Below are 21221 nucleotides of genomic sequence, written 5' to 3'. Positions count from 1 at the left end.
TCAGGTCACCTCGAAGCCGAGGCGCCGCGCGGCGCGTGCCTTCTGACGGCTGGCGCGCAATCGCCGCAACCGCTTCACCAGCATCGGATCGGCGGCCAGCGCCTCGGGCCGATCGACTAGTGCGTTGAGCACTTGGTAGTACCGCGTCGCCGACATCGAGAACAGCTCCTTGATCGCGTCTTCCTTGACACCGGCGAATTTCCACCACTGACGTTCGAAGGCCAGGATGTCGTGCTCGCGGCGGGTCAGCCCATCGGCGATCTCAGAATCGTCCCCCGATCGATTTGCCCGCGCCATGGCGCTGTCCATATAGCTTCCCCTGGACCCTTCCGGCGAACTCGTCGTACTCGAATGACTTGACTTATATAGGGGCATGTTTCGGCGAATATTGAACCACGCCGCGAACCCTCAAGCCGTAATCCAGACCCGCGAGTCGGCCGATTGCCTTCATTGCTTGCGAAGCCGCCCCTTAAGCTAGCCGACCATGGCAGTCGTTCCCATTCGCATCGTGGGCGATCCGGTGTTGCACACACCGACAGAAGCGGTGCCCGTCGGTGCCGACGGTTCGCTACCGGCAGACCTCGCCGGATTGATCTCCGACATGTACGACACCATGGACGCCGCCCACGGCGTCGGGCTGGCCGCCAACCAGATCGGACACGGTCTGCGGTTGTTCGTCTACGACTGCGCCGACGATCGCGGAATGACCGAGCGCCGCCGCGGGGTGATCATCAATCCGATCCTGGAGACCTCCGAGATACCCGAGACGATGCCCGATCCCGGCGACGACGACGAGGGTTGCCTCTCCGTTCCCGGAGAATCATTTCCCACCGGGCGCGCGAAATGGGCCCGGGTCACCGGCCTCGACGCCGACGGCACGCCGATCACCATCGAGGGCACCGGACTGTTCGCCCGGATGTTGCAACACGAGACCGGGCACCTCGACGGCTTCCTCTACCTGGACCGCCTGATCGGCCGGCATGCCCGCGCCGCAAAACGCAGCGTCAAATCCCACGGCTGGGGCGTCCCCGGGCTGTCCTGGACACCGGGCGACGGACCGGATCCGTTCGGTCACTGATGGTCTCGTGGCCGGACCTCGGAACCCGAGTAACGGTTCGCTACCGGCGTCGGCCAGGATCGGTGCCGCCGCTGACGGATGCGGTGGGACACCTGCTGGCGGTGGATCCGGTGGTGCGGGTGCGGACGAAGACGGACGCAGTCGTCGAACTCGCCGCCGCCGATGTGGTGGCGCTGCGGGTCCTGACCGACGCGCCGGTGCGCAATTCGGCGATCCGGGCGCTCGAGCATGCCGCCGCGACGGCCTGGGGCGGCGACGAACACGCCTGGCTGGACGGCTGGCTGCTGCGGGCCGGGCCCGAAACCGGCCGCACGGCTAATTCGGCAGTGCCACTGGATATCTCCGCCCGGCTCAGCTCGGTCCCCGCGATCGTCGCCTGGTACGACAATCGCGGCCTGAGCCCGCGGCTGGCCATCCCGGATCGTTTGTTGGCGTTGCCGCCCGACCTGGTGGCCGAGCATTCCGAGCGGGTGTCGGTGCGCGATCTGCCGAGCGTCACGCCAGAGCAATGGCCGGGCGATCGCCGGCTCGGCGAATTCGCCCGCGCGGCGGTGACCGATGCGCCCGACGGGACCCGCTGGGTGGGCCTCTCCGAGGTCCGCGCGGCCGGCGGTGCCGCCAGCCTGGAGTGCGAGGAACTGCTTTCCTGGGGTGCGCGTCGCGGCGCCACCCGCGCCTACCTGGAAGTCGCCGAGGGCGCCGACGACCTCGCCGAGCGGCTGGGCTTCCGGCTGCACCATCGCCGCCGCTACTTCGGAGCCCGGTCGCGTGCCTGGGATACCGTCTAGCCATGCCCGACGGCCCGGTCGATGCCGGCGACCCTCCCCCGCAAGCGGGAGGTGCGCCCATCCACCCGGCTTCGCCGCGTTTGCGTTCGCCGCGCCTACGCCTGGCGACCTGGAATGTGAATTCGATTCGCACTCGCCTGGACCGAGTCGTCGACTGGCTCGCCCGCGCCGACGTCGACGTGCTGGCCATGCAGGAGACCAAGTGTTCCGACAGCCAATTCCCCACCCTGCCGTTCCTGGAACTCGGCTACGAGGTCGCGCACGTCGGCTTCAATCAATGGAACGGCGTGGCAATCGCCTCTCGCGTGGGGCTGGACGAGGTGGAGATCGGATTCGACGGCCAACCCACGTGGAGCAGTAAGCCGGAGGTGGCGGCCACCGCGGAAGCCCGCGCCCTGGGCGCCACCTGCGGCGGCGTCCGGGTCTGGAGCCTGTACGTGCCCAACGGCCGCGCCCTGGCCGATCCGCACTACGCCTACAAGCTGGATTGGCTTGCCGCCCTGCGCGATACGGCGGCCGGCTGGCTACACGACGATCCCGCGGCACAGATCGCCATGGTCGGCGACTGGAATATCGCCCCGACCGACGAAGACGTGTGGAGCACCGAATTCTTTGCCGGTGCCACGCATGTGTCCGAGCCGGAACGCCAAGCGTTCAAAGCCATTGTCGACGCGCAATTCACCGATGTAGTAAGGCCTTTCACTCCGGGTCCCGGCGTCTACACCTACTGGGATTACACCCAGCTCCGGTTTCCGAAAAAGCAAGGCATGCGCATCGACTTCATTCTCGCCTCGCCGGCGCTGGCCGGGCGGGTGGCCGATGCGCAGATCGTCCGGGACGAGCGCAAAGGCAAGGCCCCCAGTGATCATGCACCGGTTTTGATCGACCTGAATCCTGAGTAGACCGCGGGCATTCCAGATGTCTCGCGTTGTCTGTGCCTTTGCGACGTGGCAACATTTCGCGTATTAGATACGTGAACAATTTTCGTGGCCGCTGTTAACTTCCCGTTCGGCGGGTATACATGTGGCTACGCAGTTGCAATAGAGCGACCGAAGAACCAGGAGTCATCATGGGCGTCGTCGGAGGGGCAGTCCGTAACGCGGGGAAAACTGTCAATCGCGCGGCAGATGCCACCACCGCCGCCGCGGGCGCCGTCGGGGGCGCCGCAATCAATGGAATCGTCGGTGGTGTCACCGGCGCCGCGGAGGGCATCAAGCGTGGCATCAACTCGGGCAGCCATTCGACTCCCGCGGCCGCACTGGCCATCAGCGCGCTGGGCGTGGCCGGCCTGATCGAGTGGCCGGTGCTGTTGGCCGTCGGCGGTGGCGCGTTGGTGTTGCACCGGCTCAACCGGAAACCGGGAGTCCCGGCCAAGGCCAACCTCACGCCGGTACCCAGCGAGTCGACGCCGCAAAAAGCCGCACCGCGCAAGTCCGCGGCCAAGTCGCCCGCCAAGAAGACGGCGGGGCGCCGGGCCGGCGCCGCCGAGTTGCGCAGCACGAACTGACCGGGAGCCGACCTACGCCGACGCGCGCCGCGACTGACTGTGTGGCCGCCCCGCAGCGTGGGCTGACGGGTCCGGGCAGAGCGTCCCCGTGGCCCTCGGAGCGACCCGAGATGAAAACCGCGGGGCTCGGCGATGCGTCCGATCGGGCTGGACAATCTCCACGATCCCGACGCGCCACAGAAGCGCATAGAGTTCGAGCAACGGCACGCGCAGCACCGAAGCGACAGACGAAAATATCGGATCGGCCAGGGAGTCGGTCGTCGACATAGGTCCGACGGTGACCAAGTCACCCGGCGAGTTGGGAAACCCCTCGTTACTGAAAGGCAAATGATGGCGGAAAAGAAAACTCGCCGGACAACCTCACAGCGCGACGCGGTGGAGAAAATTCGCGAAGGCGAAACCTTCGTCGTGAAGTTGCCGCTGGTCGGGCAGACCGAGATTCCGCGGCCCGAACAGCTGGCGTACTACGGCGGTCTGGCCGCCCTGGCCGCCCTGGAGCTCATCGACTGGCCGGTCGCCCTGGTCATCGTGGCCGGACACCTGCTGGCCAGCAATCACCACAACCGGCTGCTGGAAGAAATCGGCGAGGCGATGGAAGAGGTCTAGCGGCCGTTTTCCGCCGGAATGTGCTCGTGGACCGTCAGCAACAGATGGTCGAACTGGCTCTGGACGGCCGCCGACATTGGCGGCAGGCCGCTGACCTCGTGGATCAGTTGCTTGGCCAGCGTGCGCAACTTGACGTTGGTCTCCTGCGAACGCCATTGCAGCACCCGGAAGGCCTGGTCGGGGCTGATCCGGTAGACGGCCATCATCACACCCTTGGCCTGCTCGATGGCCGCGCGGTTTTCGAACAGATCCGGCAGCGCTTCGTCGAGCACCTCCTGGCGGCTCTCGTTGCGGGCTTCGTCGAAAGTGCCGGTGAGGTCGATGTAATAGCCTGCCGTCCCCTGCACCGCGCCCGAGCCGTCGTCCAGGATGCGATCGGCCACGACGATCGCCTCGTGCACGCCGCCGGACGTATCGACAAACCGGTGCCGGCTCGAGAAAGCCTCCCCGGAATGCAAGGCGTGCAGGAGCAGATCCCGGACGTGTTCCCGATCATCGGGGTGCTTGTGGGACAACATCAATTTCGTCGTCGGAGCGACCGTCCCGGGTTCGTAGCCGTGCATCCGCGCGACCTCGTCGGACCACTCCCAGCGCTCACCGTCGAACCAGAACCGGAAGGTGCCGACAGTGAGATACGCGAGCGCGCCGTCCGCGGTCGCGCTGGTCGGCCGCTTCGGCGCCCGGGTGACGGTCGCGGGGCCCGTTTGCTTGGGCTGCTGCACGTCTTCATCTTTCCACTCCAGGCGATTCACGGTAGAGAATCCACTGATTGAAGTGGTTTTCCGGCCAGCTTCTGCGCCCGTGCGGCGCGAATGACCCAGGTGGGGGTAACGTCGCGTGCAGGCGTTTTTTGGCCACCGAAAAGTAAACAACCGCGGGAGCGCACGCCGAGTGTGCTGAGAGGACGGCTTGGGGCCGTCGACCGTACGAACCTGACCGGGTAATGCCGGCGTAGGGAGATGAAAATGACCGACACCTTATCCGAAACCACTGCACCCTCCGTGACCACCGGACCCATCTGGGGTAGCAGCAAGGCTTACCGCGAAATAGCGGGCCCGGATGGAACCACACTCCGGGTGCCGCTGCGACGAGTGCACCTGTCCAACGGAGACGACTTCGACCTGTACGACACCTCGGGTCCCTACACGGATCCGGGTGCGACGATCGACCTGGCCGCCGGTCTGCCGGCCCGGCCCGGCCTGGTCCGCGACCGCGGCACCCAGCTGCAGCGCGCCCGAGCCGGGGAGATCACCGCGGAGATGGCGTTCATCGCCGTCCGCGAAGGCATGTCCGCCGAACTGGTGCGAGACGAGGTCGCCCGCGGACGTGCGGTCATCCCGGCCAATCACAACCACCCGGAGATCGAGCCGATGATCATCGGCAAGGCCTTCGCGACAAAGGTCAATGCGAACATCGGCAACTCGGCGGTGACGTCGTCGATCGCCGAGGAGGTCGACAAGATGGTGTGGGCCACCCGGTGGGGTGCGGACACCATCATGGACCTGTCCACCGGCAAGAACATCCACGAGACCCGCGAGTGGATCCTGCGTAACTCGCCGGTCCCGGTCGGCACGGTGCCGATCTACCAGGCGCTGGAGAAGACCAAGGGCGACCCGACCGAGCTGACCTGGGAGCTGTACCGCGACACCGTGATCGAGCAGTGCGAGCAGGGTGTGGACTACATGACGGTGCACGCCGGCGTGCTGCTGCGCTACGTGCCGCTGACCGCCAAGCGGGTCACCGGCATCGTCAGCCGCGGCGGCTCGATCATGGCGGCGTGGTGCCTGGCACATCACCAGGAGTCGTTCCTGTACACCAACTTCCACGAGCTCTGCGAAATCTTCGCCCGCTACGACGTCACCTTCTCCCTTGGCGACGGACTCCGGCCGGGCTCGATCGCCGACGCCAACGACGCGGCACAGTTCGCCGAGCTACGCACCCTGGGTGAGCTGACCAAGATCGCGAAATCCCATGGCGTGCAGGTGATGATCGAGGGCCCGGGACACGTCCCGATGCACAAGATCGTCGAGAACGTGCGACTCGAAGAGGAATGGTGCGAGGAGGCCCCGTTCTACACACTGGGCCCGCTGGCCACCGACATCGCGCCGGCATACGACCACATCACCTCGGCGATCGGCGCGGCCATCATCGCCCAGGCCGGTACCGCGATGCTGTGTTACGTGACGCCCAAGGAGCACCTGGGCCTACCGGACCGCAAGGACGTCAAGGACGGGGTGATCGCCTACAAGATTGCCGCGCACGCCGGTGATCTGGCGAAGGGACACCCGCACGCCCAGGAGCGCGACAACGCCTTGAGCACGGCACGATTCGAGTTCCGGTGGAACGACCAGTTCGCGCTGTCGCTGGATCCCGACACCGCGCGGGAGTACCACGACGAAACGCTGCCGGCCGAGCCCGCCAAGACCGCACATTTCTGTTCGATGTGCGGGCCGAAGTTCTGCTCGATGCGCATCACGCAGGATGTCCGCGACTATGCCGCCAAACACGGCCTGGAGACCGAAGAGGACATCGAGGCCATGTTCGCCACCGGAATGGCGGAGAAGTCGGCCGAGTTCGCCGACCACGGTAATCGGGTGTATCTGCCGATCACGCAGTGAATTTCCTGCCGCTCGCACCGCCCGGTACAACGCCGCCGCGGGTGTTGTCCATCGCCGGATCGGACTCCGGGGGCGGCGCGGGCATCGAAGCCGATATGCGCACCATCGCGATGCTGGGTGTGCACGCGTGCATTGCGGTTACTGCGGTCACCGTGCAGAACACCTTGGGGGTCAAGAGCTTTCACGAAGTCCCAGACGAGGTGGTCGCCGGCCAGATCGAAGCCGTGGTCACCGACATCGGCATTCAGGCCGCCAAGACCGGGATGTTGGCGTCGCCGCGCATCATCGACACCGTGGCCACCACCTGGCGCCGGCTCGGTTTGGCGATCCCGCTCGTCGTCGATCCGGTCGCGGCGTCCATGCACGGTGATGCGCTGATGGCGCCGGCTGCCCTGGATTCGCTTCGCAATCAACTGTTTCCGTTGGCGACGCTGGTGACGCCGAATCTCGACGAGGTCCGCCTGCTGGTCGGCATCGATGTGGTGGACGCGAAGTCGCAGCGTGCGGCGGCCAAGGCACTCCATGCGCTGGGCCCACAGTGGGTTTTGGTGAAGGGTGGTCACCTGTGGTCGTCACAGCGCAGCTGCGACCTGCTGTATGACGGGGCGGATTTCCACGAATTCGATGCACAGCGGATCGCGACCGGCAACGACCACGGTGGCGGTGACACGCTGGCGGCCGCGATCGCCTGCGCGCTGGCCCACGGGTTCACCGTGCCCGAGGCCGTCGAGTTCGGGAAGCGATGGGTCACCGAATGCTTGCGCGCCGCCTACCCGCTCGGCCACGGCCACGGCCCCGTGTCCCCACTGTTTCGCCTGTCATGATGGATCTCGACCGGATCGCGGGCATCGCACACCAACCTGACGTGGGCCCAAAGGGTGGTCCGAAAGGGATAGTGGTGCTTACCCACGGCGCCGGAGGTGACCGTGAATCCGAGCTGCTGCAACGAGTTTGCGACGAATGGGCGCGGCGCGGCTGGCTGGCGATACGGTACAACCTGCCGTACCGCCGGCGCCGGCCCAAGGGACCGCCGTCCGGCTCCGCGGCGACCGACCGCGCCGGCATTGACGAGGCAATCACCCTGTGCCGCAGCCTCAACAACGGGCCGCTGATCGCGGGCGGGCATTCCTACGGGGGTCGGCAGACGTCGATGGTGGTCGCCGAGGCGAGCCCCGCGCAGGTGGACGTCTTGACGCTGTTTTCCTATCCGGTCCATCCGCCGGGAAAACCGGAACGCGCCCGCACCGAACACCTGCCCGATATCCGGGTGCCTACCGTCTTCACGCACGGAACGTCGGACCCGTTCGGCACCCCGGCCGAGGTGCGCGATGCCGCCGCGCTGATCGCCGCACCGACCGAAGTTGTCGAAATCACCGGTGCCCGACACGACTTGCGTTCGAAGACCCTCGACGTACCCGCGCTCGCGGTGGACGCGGCGCTGCGCCTGTTGCGCTGAGGCGGAAGACCCCGTCGCTGTGGCGGGAAGCAGCATTTAGTCAGTCCAAACTGGACAGCTTTAACTGTCTAGTTTAGGGTGGTGGGATGGATGGCATCGGCGAGTCCGCTGCAACCGCCGCTCGGGATATTCGAGTGGTCTTCAGCCGCCTACGGCGTCGGTTGAGGGACGTCGAGGTCCGTAGCGATCTCACCCCGTCACAGACAGCGGTGCTCACCCGGCTCTGGAAAGACGGGGCATCGTCGGCGAGCGCGTTGGCCGGCGCCGAGCGGGTACGTCCCCAGTCGATGGCCACCATCCTGGCCGCCTTGGGTCAACGCGGACTCATCGAGCGCGCGCCCGACCCCGAAGATGGTCGGCGCCAGGTGGTCTCGTTGACCGAGGCGGGCCGTCAGCGCGCCGAAAGCGACCGCCAAGTGCGGGAGGAGTGGCTGGCACGCATCTTGCAGGAGCGCTATTCCGAAGCCGAACGTCGCACCATCCTCGACGCGCTGTCATTGCTCGAACGATTGACCGAATCATGAAAGGACGTTGGTTGCAATGGAATTAGGTGTGCACTTTATCGACTTTCTGCCCGGCGACCCGGCTCAGCTGGGTCCGACATTGGCGGACGCGGCCAAAACCGCCGAACAAGCAGGCGTGACGATGTTTACCTTGGCCGACCATTTCCTTCAGATGGAGACCATCGGACGGCCCGCCGAAGATCCGTTCCTCGAGGGCTATACATCGCTGGGTTTCCTTGCCGGGCAAACGACTACGATCGACCTGACCCTGTTGGTCACGGGGGTCACCTACCGCTATCCGGGAGTGCTGGCCAAAACGGTCACCACGCTCGACGTGCTGTCGCAGGGCCGCTCGATGCTGGGCCTGGGCGCGGCGTGGTACGACCGCGAGCATGCGGCCCTGGGCATTCCGTATCCGCCGCTGAGCCAGCGCTTCGAGATGCTGGAAGAGACGCTGCAAATCTGCCGGCAGATGTGGAGCGACGACAACGGGCCGTACGAAGGCAAGCACTACCAGCTGGCCGAGACGATCTGTGAACCGCAACCGATTCGGCGCCCGCCAATTCTGATCGGCGGCGACGGCGAGAAGAAGACGCTGCGGCTGGTCGCGCAGTATGCCGACGTGTGGAACAGCATGTCGTCCGACGTCGACGAACTCCAACATAAGATCGATGTGCTGAATCGCCACTGCGACAAGGTCGGCCGCGACCCCGCTGAAATCCGCAAGACGGTAGGCCTTTTGGTGGTCGACCCGTTCGAGAACGTCGATGAATACCTGAAAACCGCGGAAAGCTACGCCAAGCTAGGCGTCGACATGATCAACGCTGGGCCGGTACCGGGCAACCCCGATCCGGTCGGCTTCATCCGTCGTCTCGGTGACGAACTGATTCCTCGAATCACCGAGATCGGCTGCGCGCCAAGCAGTTAGGCAGCATCGTCGAGGCTCACCGGTAGTGCAACAGCGTCCACGGTGAGGACCACAGCGGGAGCGCCCGAATAGTGGTGGTGTTCTTCAAAACTGCCGCTGATCACCGAGAGGATCCCGCCGATGATGCCGAACACGATCAGCACCGCACCGATCGCTATTCCGGCGATTGCCAACCCGCGGCCGCCTTCACCGGTTTGTTTGATCTTGCCCAGGGCGAGGATGCCGAAGATGATGCCCAAGACCGGCCCGATACCGCAGAGCCATCCCAACAACGAACAGACCAACGAGGCGATCGCCATGCCGTTGGTCCCGACGGCTTGCGGGTAGCCGGGTCCCGGCGGGGGCGAATAGCCCTGCCCCGGCGGGGGTGAGTAGCCGGGCCCCGGCGGGGGCGAATAGCCCTGCCCCGGCGGGGGATACCCGGACTCGCCCGGTGGCGGCGGATAGCTGGGCGGTTCTTCCGTCACGGACGCCTCCTGAGGTCGAGTGGGCCTTACTCTAAGGGCTCAGCCCGGATAGCGCGAGTAGCACGCATCCATGTTGCCGGCCACGCCGCCACGGAACGCCGCGATGCGCGTGAAGCCGGCCGGCACACTGGTCCCATCCGCGTCGCTGGCGACCATATGGTTGGTGAGCAACCCGGCGACGGCCTCGTCGAGGTCACCGGCGGTCAGCAACAACTCCTTGTGCGAGGGGGTGTCGATCGGTTCGGCCATCTTGCGGTGCACCACACCGGTCAGGCACGCGGTGCGCAGCGCGGTCCACGGGCTCTGCATCGGCAGACCGCGTTCGTGCTGTACCGCGAGCGCGTATCTCGACATGACGACCGAAAGGGCGGTGTCGTCACCCTGCGGCAGGGTGTGTTCCTTCTCGTCAGACACCTTCGCCATCGCCGCCAGACCGGACAGGTCGACCAGGATGGTGTTGGTGGCCGGGCAGTAGGACGCGGGTGGACTGGGTTTGGCATCCGGGCAACCGTCCGTCTGGAACGACAGCGTCGGCGGATTCGTCGGTGAGAACACCTTTCCCAACAGCTCCATCAGGGTCGACAAGGTGTCTTCGTTGAGCGGCACCTCACCGGTCTCCGGGTCGCCGTTCGGATCGGTCTGCAAACCCTTGGGCAGGTCGCCGCGGCGCTGCGCGATTTCCTGCGTATTGATCCCGGCGCAGGCCGAAGCGCCACTGATGAAGCCCATCTGGAAGGCGCTGACCCGGTCCAGCGCCGAGCCGTGCTCGTCGTCGTTCTCGGTCTCGGCATCCATCACCGGGTCACGGGTGGTGATGATCCCGGCCAGCACATGGTCGAGCCCGTCGGCGGTGCTCAGCGTGAAGCGCGGGGACTTGCCGGCGGCGACCCAATACAGATACACGCCCGCAAAGCAGTCGGCCTGCTGCTCACGGACGATCGTGGGGTCCCTTCTCGTCACCAGCTTCGCCATCTGCTGCAGGGCGTGTCCGAACTCGTGCGCCAGCACGCCGGTGACCGACATGTCGCCGAAGTAGCGTTGCGCGACGGGCATGAACACCCCGCGATCCCAGGCGATCAAGTTGCAGCGCGACGTGAAAAAGGCGTTGACGAGCTTGTACGTCTCGTTGTGGCAAACGATGGGACTGCTCGGATCGTTGGAGTCGTAGGAGACCAGTTTGGCGACGGGAAGGAACGTTCCCTTCAGCGACTGGCTGTACGTCGATTTCCAGTAGTCCTCGATATCGTTAACCGACAGCAACGACAACTTGTCGATCGCCCCATTGTCGGTGTTGACCACCGTGCCGTTCGTCGCGGGTCCGTTCGCGCGGGGCCCGCTGGGGCCGTTGGTAGCCGCAAGATCGCCCACCCGAAAGGGGTCGTTGAGCATCGACAGGGGTCGCCCCTCGAGGACGGTGGTACACCCCGCTACCACAAGCACCGTGGTTGCACAGGCAATTGCCGCCCCCAGCGAACCGAGCACGGCACGCGTGCGACCGCCATGGCGCCGACGTCGATCTTGCCCGTGGTTCTTCATGACCAACCTCATCCCGACCCGACTGCACGGCAGCATCAAAGGGTCTCATTCTAGATCCGCTGGTTGACTAGCGGAGGAGAAATGAGCGACCCCAGCAAACGCCGCTAGGGCACTCGGGTCCGATGCCTTTTGCCGTGGGGTGGGACGCCGTTGACGCCTGAAATCGACTCGGCATAGCTGCCCACCGCGAATGCCACGCCAGAACCCATGACGGCCAATGCTTCCCGGTTGATGTTGTCGATCGTGTCCCGGGAGCTCTGGAAGTTGGGATCGAACCCGACCCCAACCTGGCCGCCCCACAAGCGCGCTTGCACAGGGGTTTTCAGCTGCGACGCCCCGGTGCTCATGCCGCCTACCGGCACGCCAGCGATCATGAAGGGGTGGTAGTCGGTCCGGGTGCCCAATGGCATGTCGGCGGGCCGCTTTCCGGCCAAGTTGAGATAGCCGGACAGGGTGCGTTCGATACCGGCCGACCCCTCGGGCACATCGCCGAACGTGATCCCCTGTCCGGGCGGACCCGACTGATCACCGTCGTCGGTGAAGAAGCCGGCGTTGGGCGAACCGAGCAGATTGAAGTTCAGGTACATCGCGAGGTCGTTGAGCTGCTGGTCATCCAGGCCGAACACGTAATCCATCACGCCGTTGAGCCCGTCCTCGTCGGCTCCCCAGAATACGAAGCGCACCGCGTTGTTCACCGGCGCCAACGGGCCCAGTTGCAGCGCCGTTTCCAGCACCGCGGCCACCCCGGACCCATTGTCGTTGATACCCGGCCCGGCACGCGGGCCGTCGAGATGGGCACCGACCATGATCACGTCGTTCGGCGAACCGGTCTTGGTCTGCGCCAAGATATTTCGCGATGTGATCTTGCTGTTCTCCGCATCCAGCACCAGTCGCACCGGCGCGCTGGCGTGGGCCAGCGCACTGCCGCCGTAGCTACCCACCACGGCAACCGGCATGGTCAGCTGCTTGTAGTAGCCCGGGGTGAACAATGTGGCCGGGGCGCCCTGACCGTTGGGTGAGCTCACCACGATGAGTGCCGCCGCCGACTTGGCCTTCGCGCTGTTCTGTTTGTCGACGACCGAGCAATGGGCGTCGTCGACGACCGCGATCGCACCCACGGGCAGCGCGGCCGGGTAGTCGCCCGGCGCGCAGCCCGACGGTTGCGTGGGCCGAACCGGTTGGCCGGTGAGGCCACCGGCCGGCGTGCGGACCAGCAACGAAGCCTGGTCGACCGAATAGTTGCTGCCGGCGATCGTCAGCGACGGCTTACCCGGCGACACCGCGTACAACCGGTCAAACTGCGGCGTGGCCACTTCGAACCCCTTGCCGCGCAATACCTTCGCGACATAGTCGACGCTGGCTTCGTAACCCGGCGTCCCCTCGGCCCGGTTGCCCTTGTTGGCGTTGGCGATATCCTGCAGCGCACGCAGGTGGACGAACATCCCGTCCGCGGTAACCTTTGCGGCCAGCGCCCGACCGAGGTCCGGCGGGGCACCCGGCGGTCCCGGCCGCGGCGACGAGCAGCCCGCCACCAGCCCGGTCAGCACCACCACTGAGCACAGCCGGCGGATCATCGGCCCGATCATGGCTTTGCGAGCACGTGGCGGGTGCGGTCCACCATGACTGGAACCCCGTTACGTCCGGAGAGGTCTTGGGCGTACAGAGCCACCGCGTAGGCGACGCCGGCGCCATTGATGCCCAGCGAGGTGCGATCGATGTGATCGAGGGTGTCGGTCTTCTTGTGATAGTTCGGATCGAACGGCTCGTCTGCCGCGCCGCCCCACAGCTTGGCTTGATCGGCGGACTTCTTGGACTCCGCGCCGGAGAACAGGCCGCCCGCCGGGATGCCGGCCAAGGTGAAGCCGTCGTAGTCGGAGCGTCCGTCGAAAGAGGTGTCCTGCGCGGTCTTGCCGGCCGACTTCAGGTAGGCGACGAATGTGCGCTCGATCCCGGCCGAGCCTTCCGGTACCACCGGTTGGCCGCGGGTGTCCGTGGGCAGGGATTGGTCCCCGTCGTAGGTGAAGTAGCCGGGGTTCGGCGAGGCGAGCATGTCGAAGTTGAGGTACAGCGCAATGTTTTTGAGGTCGTCGATATTCAGGGATTCGACATAGTCGCGTGATCCGATCAATCCGAGTTCCTCGGCACCCCAGAAGGCGAAACGCACCGCGTTGTGCACTTGCGGCGAATTCCCCAGCTGCACTGCGGTTTCCAAGACCGCGGCTACGCCAGAGCCATTATCGTTGATACCCGGCCCCTCGGGCACGCTGTCCAGGTGGGCGCCCGCCATCACCACATCGGTGGGCGATCCCGTCTTGGTCTGCGCAATGATGTTGCGCGCTTTGAAATTCTGGCTGCTGGCGTTCAGCTTGATCGTGGTCGGTCCCGACTGGGCGCGCAGTTGCATTCCGGTGGACTTGGTGACCCCGACCGCCGGAATCTTCACCTCGGTCTGCGCCCCAAGGGTGCCGCCCATCTGCTCCTCGTCGACGTTGTCGGCGACGATCATCGCCACGGCTCCACGCTGCACCGCGGCGTTCTCCTTCTGCGCGAACGGGCAGGTGCCGCGGTTCACCAACACCACCGCGCCCTGCACCGCAAGGTTGCCGTAGTCGGGAGCCGTGCAGCCCTCGCCGTTGCCCGCCGACAGCACCAGCAACGGTCCGCTCACCCCGTCGGGTCCCGTGCCGAGGCTGTATTCCAGCGCACGCGATTCGACGGCCTTGCCGCCGACCGTCACGGCCGGCTTGTCGGCGTGAAAGACGCGGGCCGAGAACTCGGGCGTTTGCACATCGAAACCGCTGTGGCGCAACGTGTTAACCACATAATCGACACTGGCTTCATAGCCGGGGGTGCCGACCGCCCGAGTGCCGTTATTGGCATTGGCGATGTCCTGAAGCTTTGTCAGGTGCATCATCATCGCGTCGGCCGTGACCTTGTCGTGCACGGTGCCGGCGAACACCGCCGCGGCAGGATCACCCGCCGGCTCTGAGTTGACCGACCGATGAAAACAGCCTGTCGACAATGCGGCGAGGGCGACCGCGGCGAGCAGCGCCGCCGGCGTTCGTGATTTGTTCACCATCGCGCCCAAGGTTAGACGCCCGTCGCTCGTCAGGGCAGTCGGCTCACCGCGGCGTGAAATCAGACATGCAACCCGCTGAATGGGGCAAACGGAATGTTGCGGACCACAAACCAAACCACCACCAACGACAGCGTCACGGTGGCCGCCCAGCGCTGGTGTTGCCAGCTCCTGATCCGCCTACCCGTCACCCGGCCGTAGGTCCAGACCAGGTAGGCCCACACCAACAACACGACTGCCGCCAAGCCCAACGCGTTGAACCTGGCGGCCGCCATCACATTGCCGTGCAAGAGCGAATAGAGCATTCGCAGGCTGCCGCATCCGGGACAGTCGATACCCAGCAGCGCCTTGGTGGGACATACCGGCAACGGGCCACCCGGGGTGGTCGGATCACCCACCCAGGTAGCGGCACAAACCAGTGTCGCGGACGCAGCGACCATCAGCGGGGCACCGAGCCCACGCGGAAGGGACCACTGGAGGGTCACCGGAAATGCAACCCCTTTAGATCATTGCGGCAAGCGCCGCGGGAGTTGAGGTGTCGGCGGTCAACGCAATGATCGCCACCACGATGCCGTAGAGGACAGCGCTCACAACCGCGGCGATGACCGACCACTTCACCCACTTCTTAGCGGCATCGGCGGCCGCCTGAGCCTCGGCGTACTGACCCTGCGCCCACAATCCACTCACCTGAGTGGATTTGACGATTGCCACGACGCCGAAGGGCAGGCAGCAGAACAGCGTCGCCAAAATGGACCACACCAAGTAGTTATCCGGTTGCTGCCCGGCGGGCTGCTGCGGCGGGTAGCCCGGGGGTGGCGGTTGTGCAGTCATGGATTCTCCAGTCACGAGAAGTTAGCTGGCGTGAAGCGGTGCTTACCATACCTGAGCGAAGTCGACAGGGCACTACGTACGCAAGAATCAGTTCGCCGAGGTTCCCGACATCGACGTCGCCGCAGGGGCGCTCCCCGCCGCCCGGACCCGACAGAAGCCGATGTGCAGCCGAAATTCGTTGCCTGCATCCGCTCGGATGTCATCACCAATTGCGCAGGTCAGCGGCGAATATGGCGCAGCAAGACAATGTCCGGCGGATCGCGTTACACAGCTTGGACATGGGCCTACGATTCGTGTAGTCACACGGCCGCCCGGCAACGCTAAGGAGTCGTTGGATGTCACCTCTGACCGACGCGCTGCGCGCCCCGGCGGCCGCGGCGCTCGTGGCCGGTTTCGCGTTTGCGGGCGCCGCGACTGCGACCGCCGATCCCAATACCGGTAGCGGTGCGGATCTCAACACGTTGGCCGGTGCGCTGTCGAAGGGATACGGCCTCAACAACTGCACCGCCCAGGCGGTTCCCACCGGCGCGCTGGCCTACCTGCAGTGCGGGCCGAGTCCCGACCCCAGCGGGCCGATGCTGGGCAAGTATCTCCTGTTCGGCGACGGCAACGATCTGGCAAACTCGTTCACGGCGCTCGTCGCGGGTGACACCGTGGGTAACTGCGGCGATGCTTCCTCGCCGACGCCGTGGCATCAAGGCAGCTCCACCACCAAAGCGGGATCGGTGGCGTGCGGGACCTTTCAAGGCCATGCGGAAATCATTTGGACCAATGACACCAAGAACATGCTGGGCGTGATTCGCAGCTCCGGCAGCGACGTCCCGTCGCTCTACCAGTGGTGGCGAAACAACGGCTGACGTTTCCCGGTTGGGCGGCAACAGGTTCCGTGCCCGAGTCACCCGGAATGTTGCCAGTGTAAATGGTATTCGGCGGAATTGGTTGCGTCGCCGTCGTTTAGCTCTACGATCATTCTGGCAAACACTTTGCTGGGTCAGTCCCGGCGGTCCGACAACCTCAGGAGTCGAGGATGCTCAACCCGACCAACACGCTGCGCGCCGCGGCGGCCGCAGCACTTACGGCTAGCTTTTTCTGCGTCGGTACCGCCACCGCGACCGCGGACACCACCGGCAGCTCCGCAGACGTCAACACCCTGGCCGCTTCGCTGGCGAAGGGCTACGGCCTCAACAATTGTCAATCCACTGCATTGACGGGTGCCGAAGTCGCAGAGCTCCAATGCGGGCAAAGCCCCGATTCCAACGGACCGGCTTCCGCTATCTACCAGCTCTTCAAGAGCGGTAACGATTTGAGCGGTGCTTACGCGTCCAACCTCAGAGACGTGACCCTCTCCTCGTGCAGCGGCAGCGGCAGCAAAGATCCCGGCCCCTGGCACCAAGGCAGTTCCGACCAGTCGGGCGGCCAAATGGCTTGCGGCACGTACAAAGACGTCAGCTTGGTGCTCTGGACCGTCGACGGCAAGAACGTCTTGGGCTCCATCTTTTCCAAGACTGACGTCCCCGCGCTGTACAAGTGGTGGCAGGCAAACGCCTGACGTTTACAGTTGGGCCACAACGAGTTCCGCGACCGCGCGCATCCCGGCGCTGTTCGGATGCAGCGGCGCGGGCCGGCCGGGCAGCGGCACAACGTATCTCGCCGGTGTGGTCGTCCACGGCTGCGCAGACCATGCATGATGTGCCCGGCTGGCCGCGGCGGCGCCGATGACCTCGCAGCCGGTTGCCGCGGCCGCATCGGCAGTGAGTCGTTCCAGGGTGGCCGCGACGTGGCGGCCCAGGTCGGCATCCGGCTCCGAAATCGGCGGCGCGGGGGTTCCCGCGGGCGGCAGGATGGTCAGGTAGTCGACGAAGAACACCCGTGCGCGTGGAGCCCGCTCGCGCACCGCCTTGCCGACCGCGCACAAGGAATCGAACACCTCATCCAGGGCCCGGTCACGCGCATCACGGTCGAGCATCTCGGCGATCCGGCTGCCCAGCAGCGGTAGCCGCCGGGCCGGCCGCGGCAGTGCCGCCGCCATCAGCAGCGGAACGTAGCCGACGTCGTTGCCACCGATGGTGACGGTGACCAAGTCCTCCGAGCCGTCCAGCGCGGCGGTCTGGGGCAAAGCACCGTGCTGAGGATCGGCGAGCAGGTGGGCGGTGGTCGCACCGGAAAAGGTGACGTCCAGTAGCTCGAGGTTCATCCGTTCGGCGACCTGATGCGGGTAGTTGCGGGCCGATCGGCCCGACCATCGGGGAGCGCCTTGGGCACGCGGCCGGATGCCGGGACCGGCGGCCATCGAGCTACCCAGTGCTACATATCTTTTCATCGTTGCGGACTGGAAGCCTGCGCCCAGAAGCGTTTCGGGATTCGCCCGGCACGTCGCGCCAGGTAGCCGGCGGTCACCGCGGCCGCCATCGCGGCGGCCATGCCGGGCGGGTCGGTGGCCCGGGTCACCGCGGTGGCCAACAGCACCGCGTCACAACCCAATTCCATCGCCAGCGCAGCGTCACTCGCCGTGCCGATGCCGGCGTCGAGAATCACCGGAACGCCGGCCCGCGCGACGATCATCTCGATGTTGTGCGGGTTGGTGATGCCCAGGCCGGTCCCGATCGGCGAACCCAACGGCATCACTGCGGCGCAACCCGTGTCCTCCAGCCGGTGGGCGAGCGCCGGGTCGTCGTTGGTGTAGGGCAGGACCACGAACCCGTCATCGACCAATTGTTCTGCGGCCCGGACTAATTCGATCGCATCAGGCAACAGCGTGCGTTCGTCGGCGATCACTTCGAGTTTGACCCAGTTGGTGTTCAGCGCTTCGCGGGCCAGCTGGGCGGTGAGCACCGCTTCGGCCGCGCTGCGGCACCCCGCCGTGTTGGGCAGCGGGGTGATGCCGAGCCGATTGAGCAGGTCCAGCAATCCGGTCCCGCCCTCGGAGTCGACCCGGCGCATCGCGACGGTGGTCAACTCGGTGCCCGAGGCGGTCAGCGCCTCCTGAAGCACTGCCAGGCTTGTCGCTCCCCCGGTTCCCATGATCAGCCGCGAAGCGAAGCTGCGGTCCGCGATCGTCAACTTGGATTCCGCCCCGTGAGGATGCGGGTCAGCATGGCCCGCTGTGGGGGTACCTCCCGCTTGCGGGGTAGAGAGGGGCACATTAGACCTAGCCACCCTGCACCGCCGTCACTATCTCGAGCCGAGCCCCATCGAAAAGCTTTGTGGTCCAACTAGACCGCGGCAGCACGGCGTCGTCCATGGCTACCGCGACACCCCGTTGTGGGAAGCCCAGCGACTCCAGCAACCCGGCGACGGTGGTCTGTCCGTCGATCTCGACCGCATTTTCGTTGACTACCACGATCATCAGCGCACTCCAACCGGAACGAGTTCGGACACAATCTGTTCGGCGGTCCACGGCGCCAGCAGAAACCCTGACCGGCCGTGCCCGGAGGCGACCAGAGTGCGTTCGTCCAAGCGATGCACGAGGGGCAGATTATCCGGTGTCATCGGGCGCAGCCCGGCGGCGCACTCGGCCAGCTCGTACTCGCCCAGCGCCGGCAGCACCGCACACGCGTCGTCCAGCAGGTCGCGCACGCCGGACACGACCGGGGCGGTGTCGCGGCCGTGCTCGTACTGCGTCGCGCCCACCACCACCCCATCGGCACGCGGCACCACGTACACCTGGCGACCATGCACGCGCGCCCGAATCACTCTGCCCAGCAGCGGCATACAGCCCTTCCGCCAGCGCAGCCGCAACACCTCGCCCTTCACCGGGCGCACCGGCAGGCCGGGCCATAACGCCGGCGCGTCGATGCCGTTGGCGATCACCACCGCGTCACCCGCGACCCGCGACAGCTCGTGCGCCGCGGGTGCCCACTCGACGCCGAGCCGGTCGCAGTCCGCCGACAGTGCGTCGAGGATCGCGCGGTTGTCGACGGCCAGCTCGGTAGGCGCCCGGAAGCCGTGCCGGATGCCTTGCGCCAGAAGTGGTTCGACGTCACGGGCGGCAGGCTCCCAGACCACTGGATGTCCCTGGCCGGCCAGCCAGTCCGCGACGGTGCGCAAGTCGGCGGCGTCAGCCCGGTCGACGGCCACCACCAGCGACTCGCGGGCGGTGACCACCTCCGGCGGCAACCCGTCCAGATAGCCGCCCTCACGCCACAGCCGCAGCGACTCCAGGCCCAGCCGCAGCAATCGTTCCTCACCGGGCCAGGCTTCGCTGTGCGGGGCGAGCATGCCGCCGGCGACCCAGGACGCCCCGTGCTCGTCGGTGCGGTGCACCCGCACCGACCATCCGGCCTGCGCCGCCCGGCGCGCCACCGACAGCCCGATGACGCCGCCGCCGACGACGGCCAGCGCCCCTACCTCTGAAGGCATCTTCAGCTCCCTTCGCCGGCATGATCCGGATCAGGTGTGACGGTAAGGGCAGCTCCGGTTGTCCCGGCTGTGCCCACTCTCAGCCCCGCAGATCGCCCGGGACTCCCGTGTATCTCGTTGTTCGGGTTCTACGCTAGCGCGCTAGCGTCGCGGTGTGCACGATCCCGCCACCCGTCTTACCGCCGCGCGGCTGTATCTGTGTACCGACGCGCGGCGCGAACGCGGCGACCTGGCCCAATTCGCCGACGCCGCCCTGGCCGGCGGGGTGGACATCATCCAGCTGCGCGACAAGGGCTCGGTCGGTGAACAGCAGTTCGGCCCGCTGGAGGCGCGCGACGAGCTGGCCGCCTGCCAGATCCTCGCGGACGCGGCACGCCGGCACGGCGCGCTGTTCGCGGTCAACGACCGGGCCGACATCGCCCGCGCGGCCGGGGCCGACGTGCTGCACCTGGGACAGGGCGACCTGCCGCCGGCGGTGGCTCGCGAAATCGTCGGGCCGAACCCGCTGATCGGCCTGTCCACCCACGACGCCGACCAGGTCGCCGCGGCCGCCGACGATGTTGCCGACTATTTCTGCGTGGGCCCGTGCTGGCCCACCCCCACCAAACCGGGGCGCGCGGCCCCGGGGCTGGGACTGGTCCGCGCCGCGACCGCCGTCGGGACCGCCAAACCGTGGTTCGCGATCGGGGGCATCGACGAGCGGCGGCTGCCCGAGGTGCTCGCGGCCGGAGCCCGTCGAATCGTGGTGGTGCGCGCGATCACCGCGGCCGACGACCCCCGGGCCGCGGCCGAGCGGCTCAGGTCAGCGCTTCTAGCAGCGAGCTGATCCGGGGACTGAGCTGCGACGGCGCCTGATCCGCATCACCGGGCATGCACCAGACGAAGACTCCGTCGTCGATCTCCAGCGTTCGCGGCAGGTGCTGGCGCCGTTGGTCGCCGCGGCCCAGCGGAACCAGCGCCGTCGCGGTGCGCAGCCGTTCCCAGCTGGCGGCGAAGCCAGGATGCAGCGGCAGGTCGGTCACCTCGTTCTCGGCGACCCAGCGCATCTCGGCGCTTTCCCGGTTGGGCACCGTGTGCAGCAACTCGCCGGCGTCGGCGACGACAGTCGTGTAGGTCCAGTGCGTACCGGCGAGTCCGGTGACCTGTGCGGTGACCACGGTCGCCCGCACCGCGAGGCGCTCGGCCGACAGACCGGCCTCTTCGTGGGCCTCGCGGACCGCCGTCTCCTCCGGACTCTCGTGGCTGTCCCGCGCACCGCCCGGCAACCCCCAGGTGCCGCCCTGATGGCTCCAGACCGCCCGATGCTGCAAAAGCACCGCAGGGGTACCGTCAGGCCGTGGGGCCCGCACCAGCAAACCGGCCGCGCCGTACCGACCCCAGTAGTGGGCGCCGTTGTCGGATATCACCCATCCGTCACCGTCGCCATGCACGCGTTCAGGATATGCAGGCGATCACCGAAATTGGGTCC

27 protein-coding genes and 1 riboswitch are annotated in these 21221 nt (G+C 66.5%); of the genes, 13 read left to right on the top strand and 14 right to left on the bottom strand.

Features of this window, described 5'->3' with window-relative positions; translation table 11 throughout:
- On the bottom strand, positions 1-309 hold the full coding sequence (locus OK015_RS05095) for a DUF3263 domain-containing protein (RefSeq protein ID WP_007768412.1): 309 nt from the start codon (positions 307-309) through the stop codon (positions 1-3).
- A gap of 175 nt (positions 310-484) precedes the next feature.
- Here OK015_RS05095 and OK015_RS05090 point away from each other — a divergent pair, with 175 nt between their 5' ends.
- The 4 genes from OK015_RS05090 (at position 485) to OK015_RS05075 (ending at position 3373) form a co-directional block, all read left to right on the top strand.
- A complete protein-coding gene (locus tag OK015_RS05090) occupies positions 485-1078 on the top strand; it encodes a peptide deformylase (protein WP_268129740.1) in 594 nt (197 codons plus the stop codon).
- Entirely contained in the window at positions 1078-1866 is a 789-nt protein-coding gene (locus tag OK015_RS05085; RefSeq protein WP_268129739.1) for a GNAT family N-acetyltransferase, cg3035/Rv0428c family, read from the top strand. Before OK015_RS05090 ends, OK015_RS05085 begins: the two co-directional genes overlap by 1 nt.
- 2 nt (positions 1867-1868) lie before the next feature.
- Positions 1869-2768, top strand: coding sequence for an exodeoxyribonuclease III (locus OK015_RS05080; RefSeq protein WP_268129737.1), 900 nt, complete (start codon positions 1869-1871; stop codon positions 2766-2768).
- 167 nt (positions 2769-2935) lie between these two features.
- On the top strand, positions 2936-3373 hold the full coding sequence (locus tag OK015_RS05075) for a hypothetical protein (protein WP_268129735.1): 438 nt from the start codon (positions 2936-2938) through the stop codon (positions 3371-3373).
- 12 nt (positions 3374-3385) lie between these two features.
- On the opposite strand, the gene OK015_RS05070 is transcribed toward OK015_RS05075, so the two are convergent.
- Positions 3386-3640 carry an Rv1535 domain-containing protein gene (locus tag OK015_RS05070; protein WP_268129733.1) on the bottom strand — a complete coding sequence of 85 codons (255 nt, stop codon included), beginning with the start codon at positions 3638-3640 and terminating at the stop codon, positions 3386-3388.
- A gap of 63 nt (positions 3641-3703) precedes the next feature.
- Here OK015_RS05070 and OK015_RS05065 point away from each other — a divergent pair, with 63 nt between their 5' ends.
- A complete protein-coding gene (locus tag OK015_RS05065) occupies positions 3704-3979 on the top strand; it encodes a hypothetical protein (RefSeq protein WP_268129731.1) in 276 nt (91 codons plus the stop codon).
- On the opposite strand, the gene OK015_RS05060 is transcribed toward OK015_RS05065, so the two are convergent.
- Positions 3976-4731, bottom strand: coding sequence for a PAS and ANTAR domain-containing protein (locus OK015_RS05060; RefSeq protein ID WP_268129730.1), 756 nt, complete (start codon positions 4729-4731; stop codon positions 3976-3978). The two genes, OK015_RS05065 and OK015_RS05060, sit on opposite strands and share 4 nt — an antisense overlap.
- A gap of 112 nt (positions 4732-4843) precedes the next feature.
- Positions 4844-4954, top strand: a riboswitch (TPP riboswitch).
- Here OK015_RS05060 and thiC point away from each other — a divergent pair.
- The 5 genes from thiC to OK015_RS05035 all read left to right on the top strand — a co-directional run bounded on the left by thiC (position 4945) and on the right by OK015_RS05035 (position 9484).
- Complete coding sequence (thiC, locus tag OK015_RS05055; protein ID WP_268129728.1) at positions 4945-6597, top strand: phosphomethylpyrimidine synthase ThiC; 1653 nt, start codon at positions 4945-4947, stop codon at positions 6595-6597. Its footprint overlaps the riboswitch before it by 10 nt.
- Positions 6594-7421, top strand: coding sequence for a bifunctional hydroxymethylpyrimidine kinase/phosphomethylpyrimidine kinase (gene thiD, locus OK015_RS05050; protein ID WP_268129727.1), 828 nt, complete (start codon positions 6594-6596; stop codon positions 7419-7421). Before thiC ends, thiD begins: the two co-directional genes overlap by 4 nt.
- Entirely contained in the window at positions 7421-8053 is a 633-nt protein-coding gene (locus OK015_RS05045) for an alpha/beta hydrolase family protein (protein ID WP_268132455.1), read from the top strand. The genes thiD and OK015_RS05045 overlap by 1 nt, the downstream gene beginning before the upstream one ends.
- An 86-nt stretch (positions 8054-8139) precedes the next feature.
- On the top strand, positions 8140-8577 hold the full coding sequence (locus OK015_RS05040; RefSeq protein ID WP_268129725.1) for a MarR family winged helix-turn-helix transcriptional regulator: 438 nt from the start codon (positions 8140-8142) through the stop codon (positions 8575-8577).
- Positions 8578-8593: 16 nt separating this feature from the next.
- Positions 8594-9484: an LLM class F420-dependent oxidoreductase gene (locus OK015_RS05035; RefSeq protein ID WP_268129723.1), complete on the top strand. Its 891-nt coding sequence runs from the start codon at positions 8594-8596 to the stop codon at positions 9482-9484.
- Here the strand turns inward: OK015_RS05035 and OK015_RS29210 are convergent.
- The 6 genes from OK015_RS29210 to OK015_RS05005 form a co-directional block, all read right to left on the bottom strand.
- Positions 9481-9951 (bottom strand): DUF4190 domain-containing protein, encoded by a 471-nt coding sequence (locus tag OK015_RS29210; protein ID WP_268129721.1) that lies wholly within the window; start codon positions 9949-9951, stop codon positions 9481-9483. The genes OK015_RS05035 and OK015_RS29210 overlap by 4 nt on opposite strands.
- A 39-nt stretch (positions 9952-9990) precedes the next feature.
- Positions 9991-11487: a peptidase gene (locus tag OK015_RS05025; protein ID WP_268129719.1), complete on the bottom strand. Its 1497-nt coding sequence runs from the start codon at positions 11485-11487 to the stop codon at positions 9991-9993.
- A gap of 104 nt (positions 11488-11591) precedes the next feature.
- Positions 11592-13061 (bottom strand): M28 family peptidase, encoded by a 1470-nt coding sequence (locus tag OK015_RS05020; protein ID WP_268129717.1) that lies wholly within the window; start codon positions 13059-13061, stop codon positions 11592-11594.
- Between the two features lie 8 nt (positions 13062-13069).
- Positions 13070-14566, bottom strand: a complete 1497-nt coding sequence (locus OK015_RS05015) for a M28 family metallopeptidase (protein ID WP_268129715.1) — start codon at positions 14564-14566, stop codon at positions 13070-13072.
- A gap of 59 nt (positions 14567-14625) precedes the next feature.
- Positions 14626-15003, bottom strand: coding sequence for a DUF2752 domain-containing protein (locus tag OK015_RS05010; protein WP_268129714.1), 378 nt, complete (start codon positions 15001-15003; stop codon positions 14626-14628).
- Positions 15004-15064: 61 nt separating this feature from the next.
- Complete coding sequence (locus OK015_RS05005; RefSeq protein ID WP_268129713.1) at positions 15065-15394, bottom strand: CD225/dispanin family protein; 330 nt, start codon at positions 15392-15394, stop codon at positions 15065-15067.
- Between the two features lie 335 nt (positions 15395-15729).
- On the opposite strand from OK015_RS05005, the gene OK015_RS05000 reads away from it, so the two are divergent.
- Entirely contained in the window at positions 15730-16251 is a 522-nt protein-coding gene (locus OK015_RS05000; RefSeq protein ID WP_268129712.1) for a serine/threonine protein kinase, read from the top strand.
- Positions 16252-16421: 170 nt separating this feature from the next.
- A complete protein-coding gene (locus OK015_RS04995) occupies positions 16422-16943 on the top strand; it encodes a serine/threonine protein kinase (RefSeq protein WP_268129710.1) in 522 nt (173 codons plus the stop codon).
- A 3-nt stretch (positions 16944-16946) separates the two neighbouring features.
- Here OK015_RS04995 and OK015_RS04990 read toward each other — a convergent pair whose 3' ends face one another.
- From OK015_RS04990 to thiO, 4 genes are all read right to left on the bottom strand, one after another.
- Positions 16947-17714: an SGNH/GDSL hydrolase family protein gene (locus tag OK015_RS04990; RefSeq protein WP_268129709.1), complete on the bottom strand. Its 768-nt coding sequence runs from the start codon at positions 17712-17714 to the stop codon at positions 16947-16949.
- The gene (locus OK015_RS04985) at positions 17711-18415 is read right to left on the bottom strand and encodes a thiazole synthase (protein WP_268132453.1); all 705 of its coding nucleotides are present in this window, start codon (positions 18413-18415) and stop codon (positions 17711-17713) included. The genes OK015_RS04990 and OK015_RS04985 overlap by 4 nt, the downstream gene beginning before the upstream one ends.
- A 127-nt stretch (positions 18416-18542) precedes the next feature.
- Positions 18543-18740, bottom strand: coding sequence for a sulfur carrier protein ThiS (thiS, locus tag OK015_RS04980; RefSeq protein ID WP_268129708.1), 198 nt, complete (start codon positions 18738-18740; stop codon positions 18543-18545).
- On the bottom strand, positions 18740-19753 hold the full coding sequence (gene thiO / locus OK015_RS04975) for a glycine oxidase ThiO (protein ID WP_268129707.1): 1014 nt from the start codon (positions 19751-19753) through the stop codon (positions 18740-18742). The genes thiS and thiO overlap by 1 nt, the downstream gene beginning before the upstream one ends.
- Before the next feature lie 154 nt (positions 19754-19907).
- Between thiO and thiE the strand changes: the two genes are divergently transcribed.
- Positions 19908-20579: a thiamine phosphate synthase gene (gene thiE / locus OK015_RS04970; protein WP_268129706.1), complete on the top strand. Its 672-nt coding sequence runs from the start codon at positions 19908-19910 to the stop codon at positions 20577-20579.
- Here thiE and OK015_RS04965 read toward each other — a convergent pair.
- Complete coding sequence (locus tag OK015_RS04965) at positions 20551-21183, bottom strand: NUDIX hydrolase (protein ID WP_268129705.1); 633 nt, start codon at positions 21181-21183, stop codon at positions 20551-20553. The two genes, thiE and OK015_RS04965, sit on opposite strands and share 29 nt — an antisense overlap.
- Positions 21184-21221 lie beyond the last annotated feature (38 nt).

It is taken from the genome of Mycobacterium sp. Aquia_216 (assembly GCF_026723865.1).
Taxonomy (GTDB): Bacteria; Actinomycetota; Actinomycetes; order Mycobacteriales; family Mycobacteriaceae; genus Mycobacterium.
This window is presented reverse-complemented; position numbering and strand designations above follow the sequence as displayed.

Coding starts and splice junctions, on each gene's coding strand:
- OK015_RS05045 (WP_268132455.1), top strand. CDS start 7,421: ATGGATCTCGACCGGATCGCGGGCATCGCACACCAACCTGACGTGGGC.
- OK015_RS04990 (WP_268129709.1), bottom strand. CDS start 17,714: ATGAAAAGATATGTAGCACTGGGTAGCTCGATGGCCGCCGGTCCCGGC.
- OK015_RS05040 (WP_268129725.1), top strand. CDS start 8,140: ATGGATGGCATCGGCGAGTCCGCTGCAACCGCCGCTCGGGATATTCGA.
- OK015_RS05025 (WP_268129719.1), bottom strand. CDS start 11,487: ATGAAGAACCACGGGCAAGATCGACGTCGGCGCCATGGCGGTCGCACG.
- OK015_RS05070 (WP_268129733.1), bottom strand. CDS start 3,640: ATGTCGACGACCGACTCCCTGGCCGATCCGATATTTTCGTCTGTCGCT.
- OK015_RS04985 (WP_268132453.1), bottom strand. CDS start 18,415: ATGGGAACCGGGGGAGCGACAAGCCTGGCAGTGCTTCAGGAGGCGCTG.
- OK015_RS05075 (WP_268129735.1), top strand. CDS start 2,936: ATGGGCGTCGTCGGAGGGGCAGTCCGTAACGCGGGGAAAACTGTCAAT.
- OK015_RS04995 (WP_268129710.1), top strand. CDS start 16,422: ATGCTCAACCCGACCAACACGCTGCGCGCCGCGGCGGCCGCAGCACTT.
- OK015_RS05020 (WP_268129717.1), bottom strand. CDS start 13,061: ATGATCCGCCGGCTGTGCTCAGTGGTGGTGCTGACCGGGCTGGTGGCG.
- OK015_RS05005 (WP_268129713.1), bottom strand. CDS start 15,394: ATGACTGCACAACCGCCACCCCCGGGCTACCCGCCGCAGCAGCCCGCC.
- OK015_RS05080 (WP_268129737.1), top strand. CDS start 1,869: ATGCCCGACGGCCCGGTCGATGCCGGCGACCCTCCCCCGCAAGCGGGA.
- OK015_RS05010 (WP_268129714.1), bottom strand. CDS start 15,003: ATGGTCGCTGCGTCCGCGACACTGGTTTGTGCCGCTACCTGGGTGGGT.
- OK015_RS05095 (WP_007768412.1), bottom strand. CDS start 309: ATGGACAGCGCCATGGCGCGGGCAAATCGATCGGGGGACGATTCTGAG.
- OK015_RS05090 (WP_268129740.1), top strand. CDS start 485: ATGGCAGTCGTTCCCATTCGCATCGTGGGCGATCCGGTGTTGCACACA.
- thiS (WP_268129708.1), bottom strand. CDS start 18,740: ATGATCGTGGTAGTCAACGAAAATGCGGTCGAGATCGACGGACAGACC.
- OK015_RS05015 (WP_268129715.1), bottom strand. CDS start 14,566: ATGGTGAACAAATCACGAACGCCGGCGGCGCTGCTCGCCGCGGTCGCC.
- OK015_RS05000 (WP_268129712.1), top strand. CDS start 15,730: ATGTCACCTCTGACCGACGCGCTGCGCGCCCCGGCGGCCGCGGCGCTC.
- OK015_RS05035 (WP_268129723.1), top strand. CDS start 8,594: ATGGAATTAGGTGTGCACTTTATCGACTTTCTGCCCGGCGACCCGGCT.
- thiC (WP_268129728.1), top strand. CDS start 4,945: ATGACCGACACCTTATCCGAAACCACTGCACCCTCCGTGACCACCGGA.
- OK015_RS05085 (WP_268129739.1), top strand. CDS start 1,078: ATGGTCTCGTGGCCGGACCTCGGAACCCGAGTAACGGTTCGCTACCGG.
- OK015_RS05065 (WP_268129731.1), top strand. CDS start 3,704: ATGGCGGAAAAGAAAACTCGCCGGACAACCTCACAGCGCGACGCGGTG.
- thiO (WP_268129707.1), bottom strand. CDS start 19,753: ATGCCTTCAGAGGTAGGGGCGCTGGCCGTCGTCGGCGGCGGCGTCATC.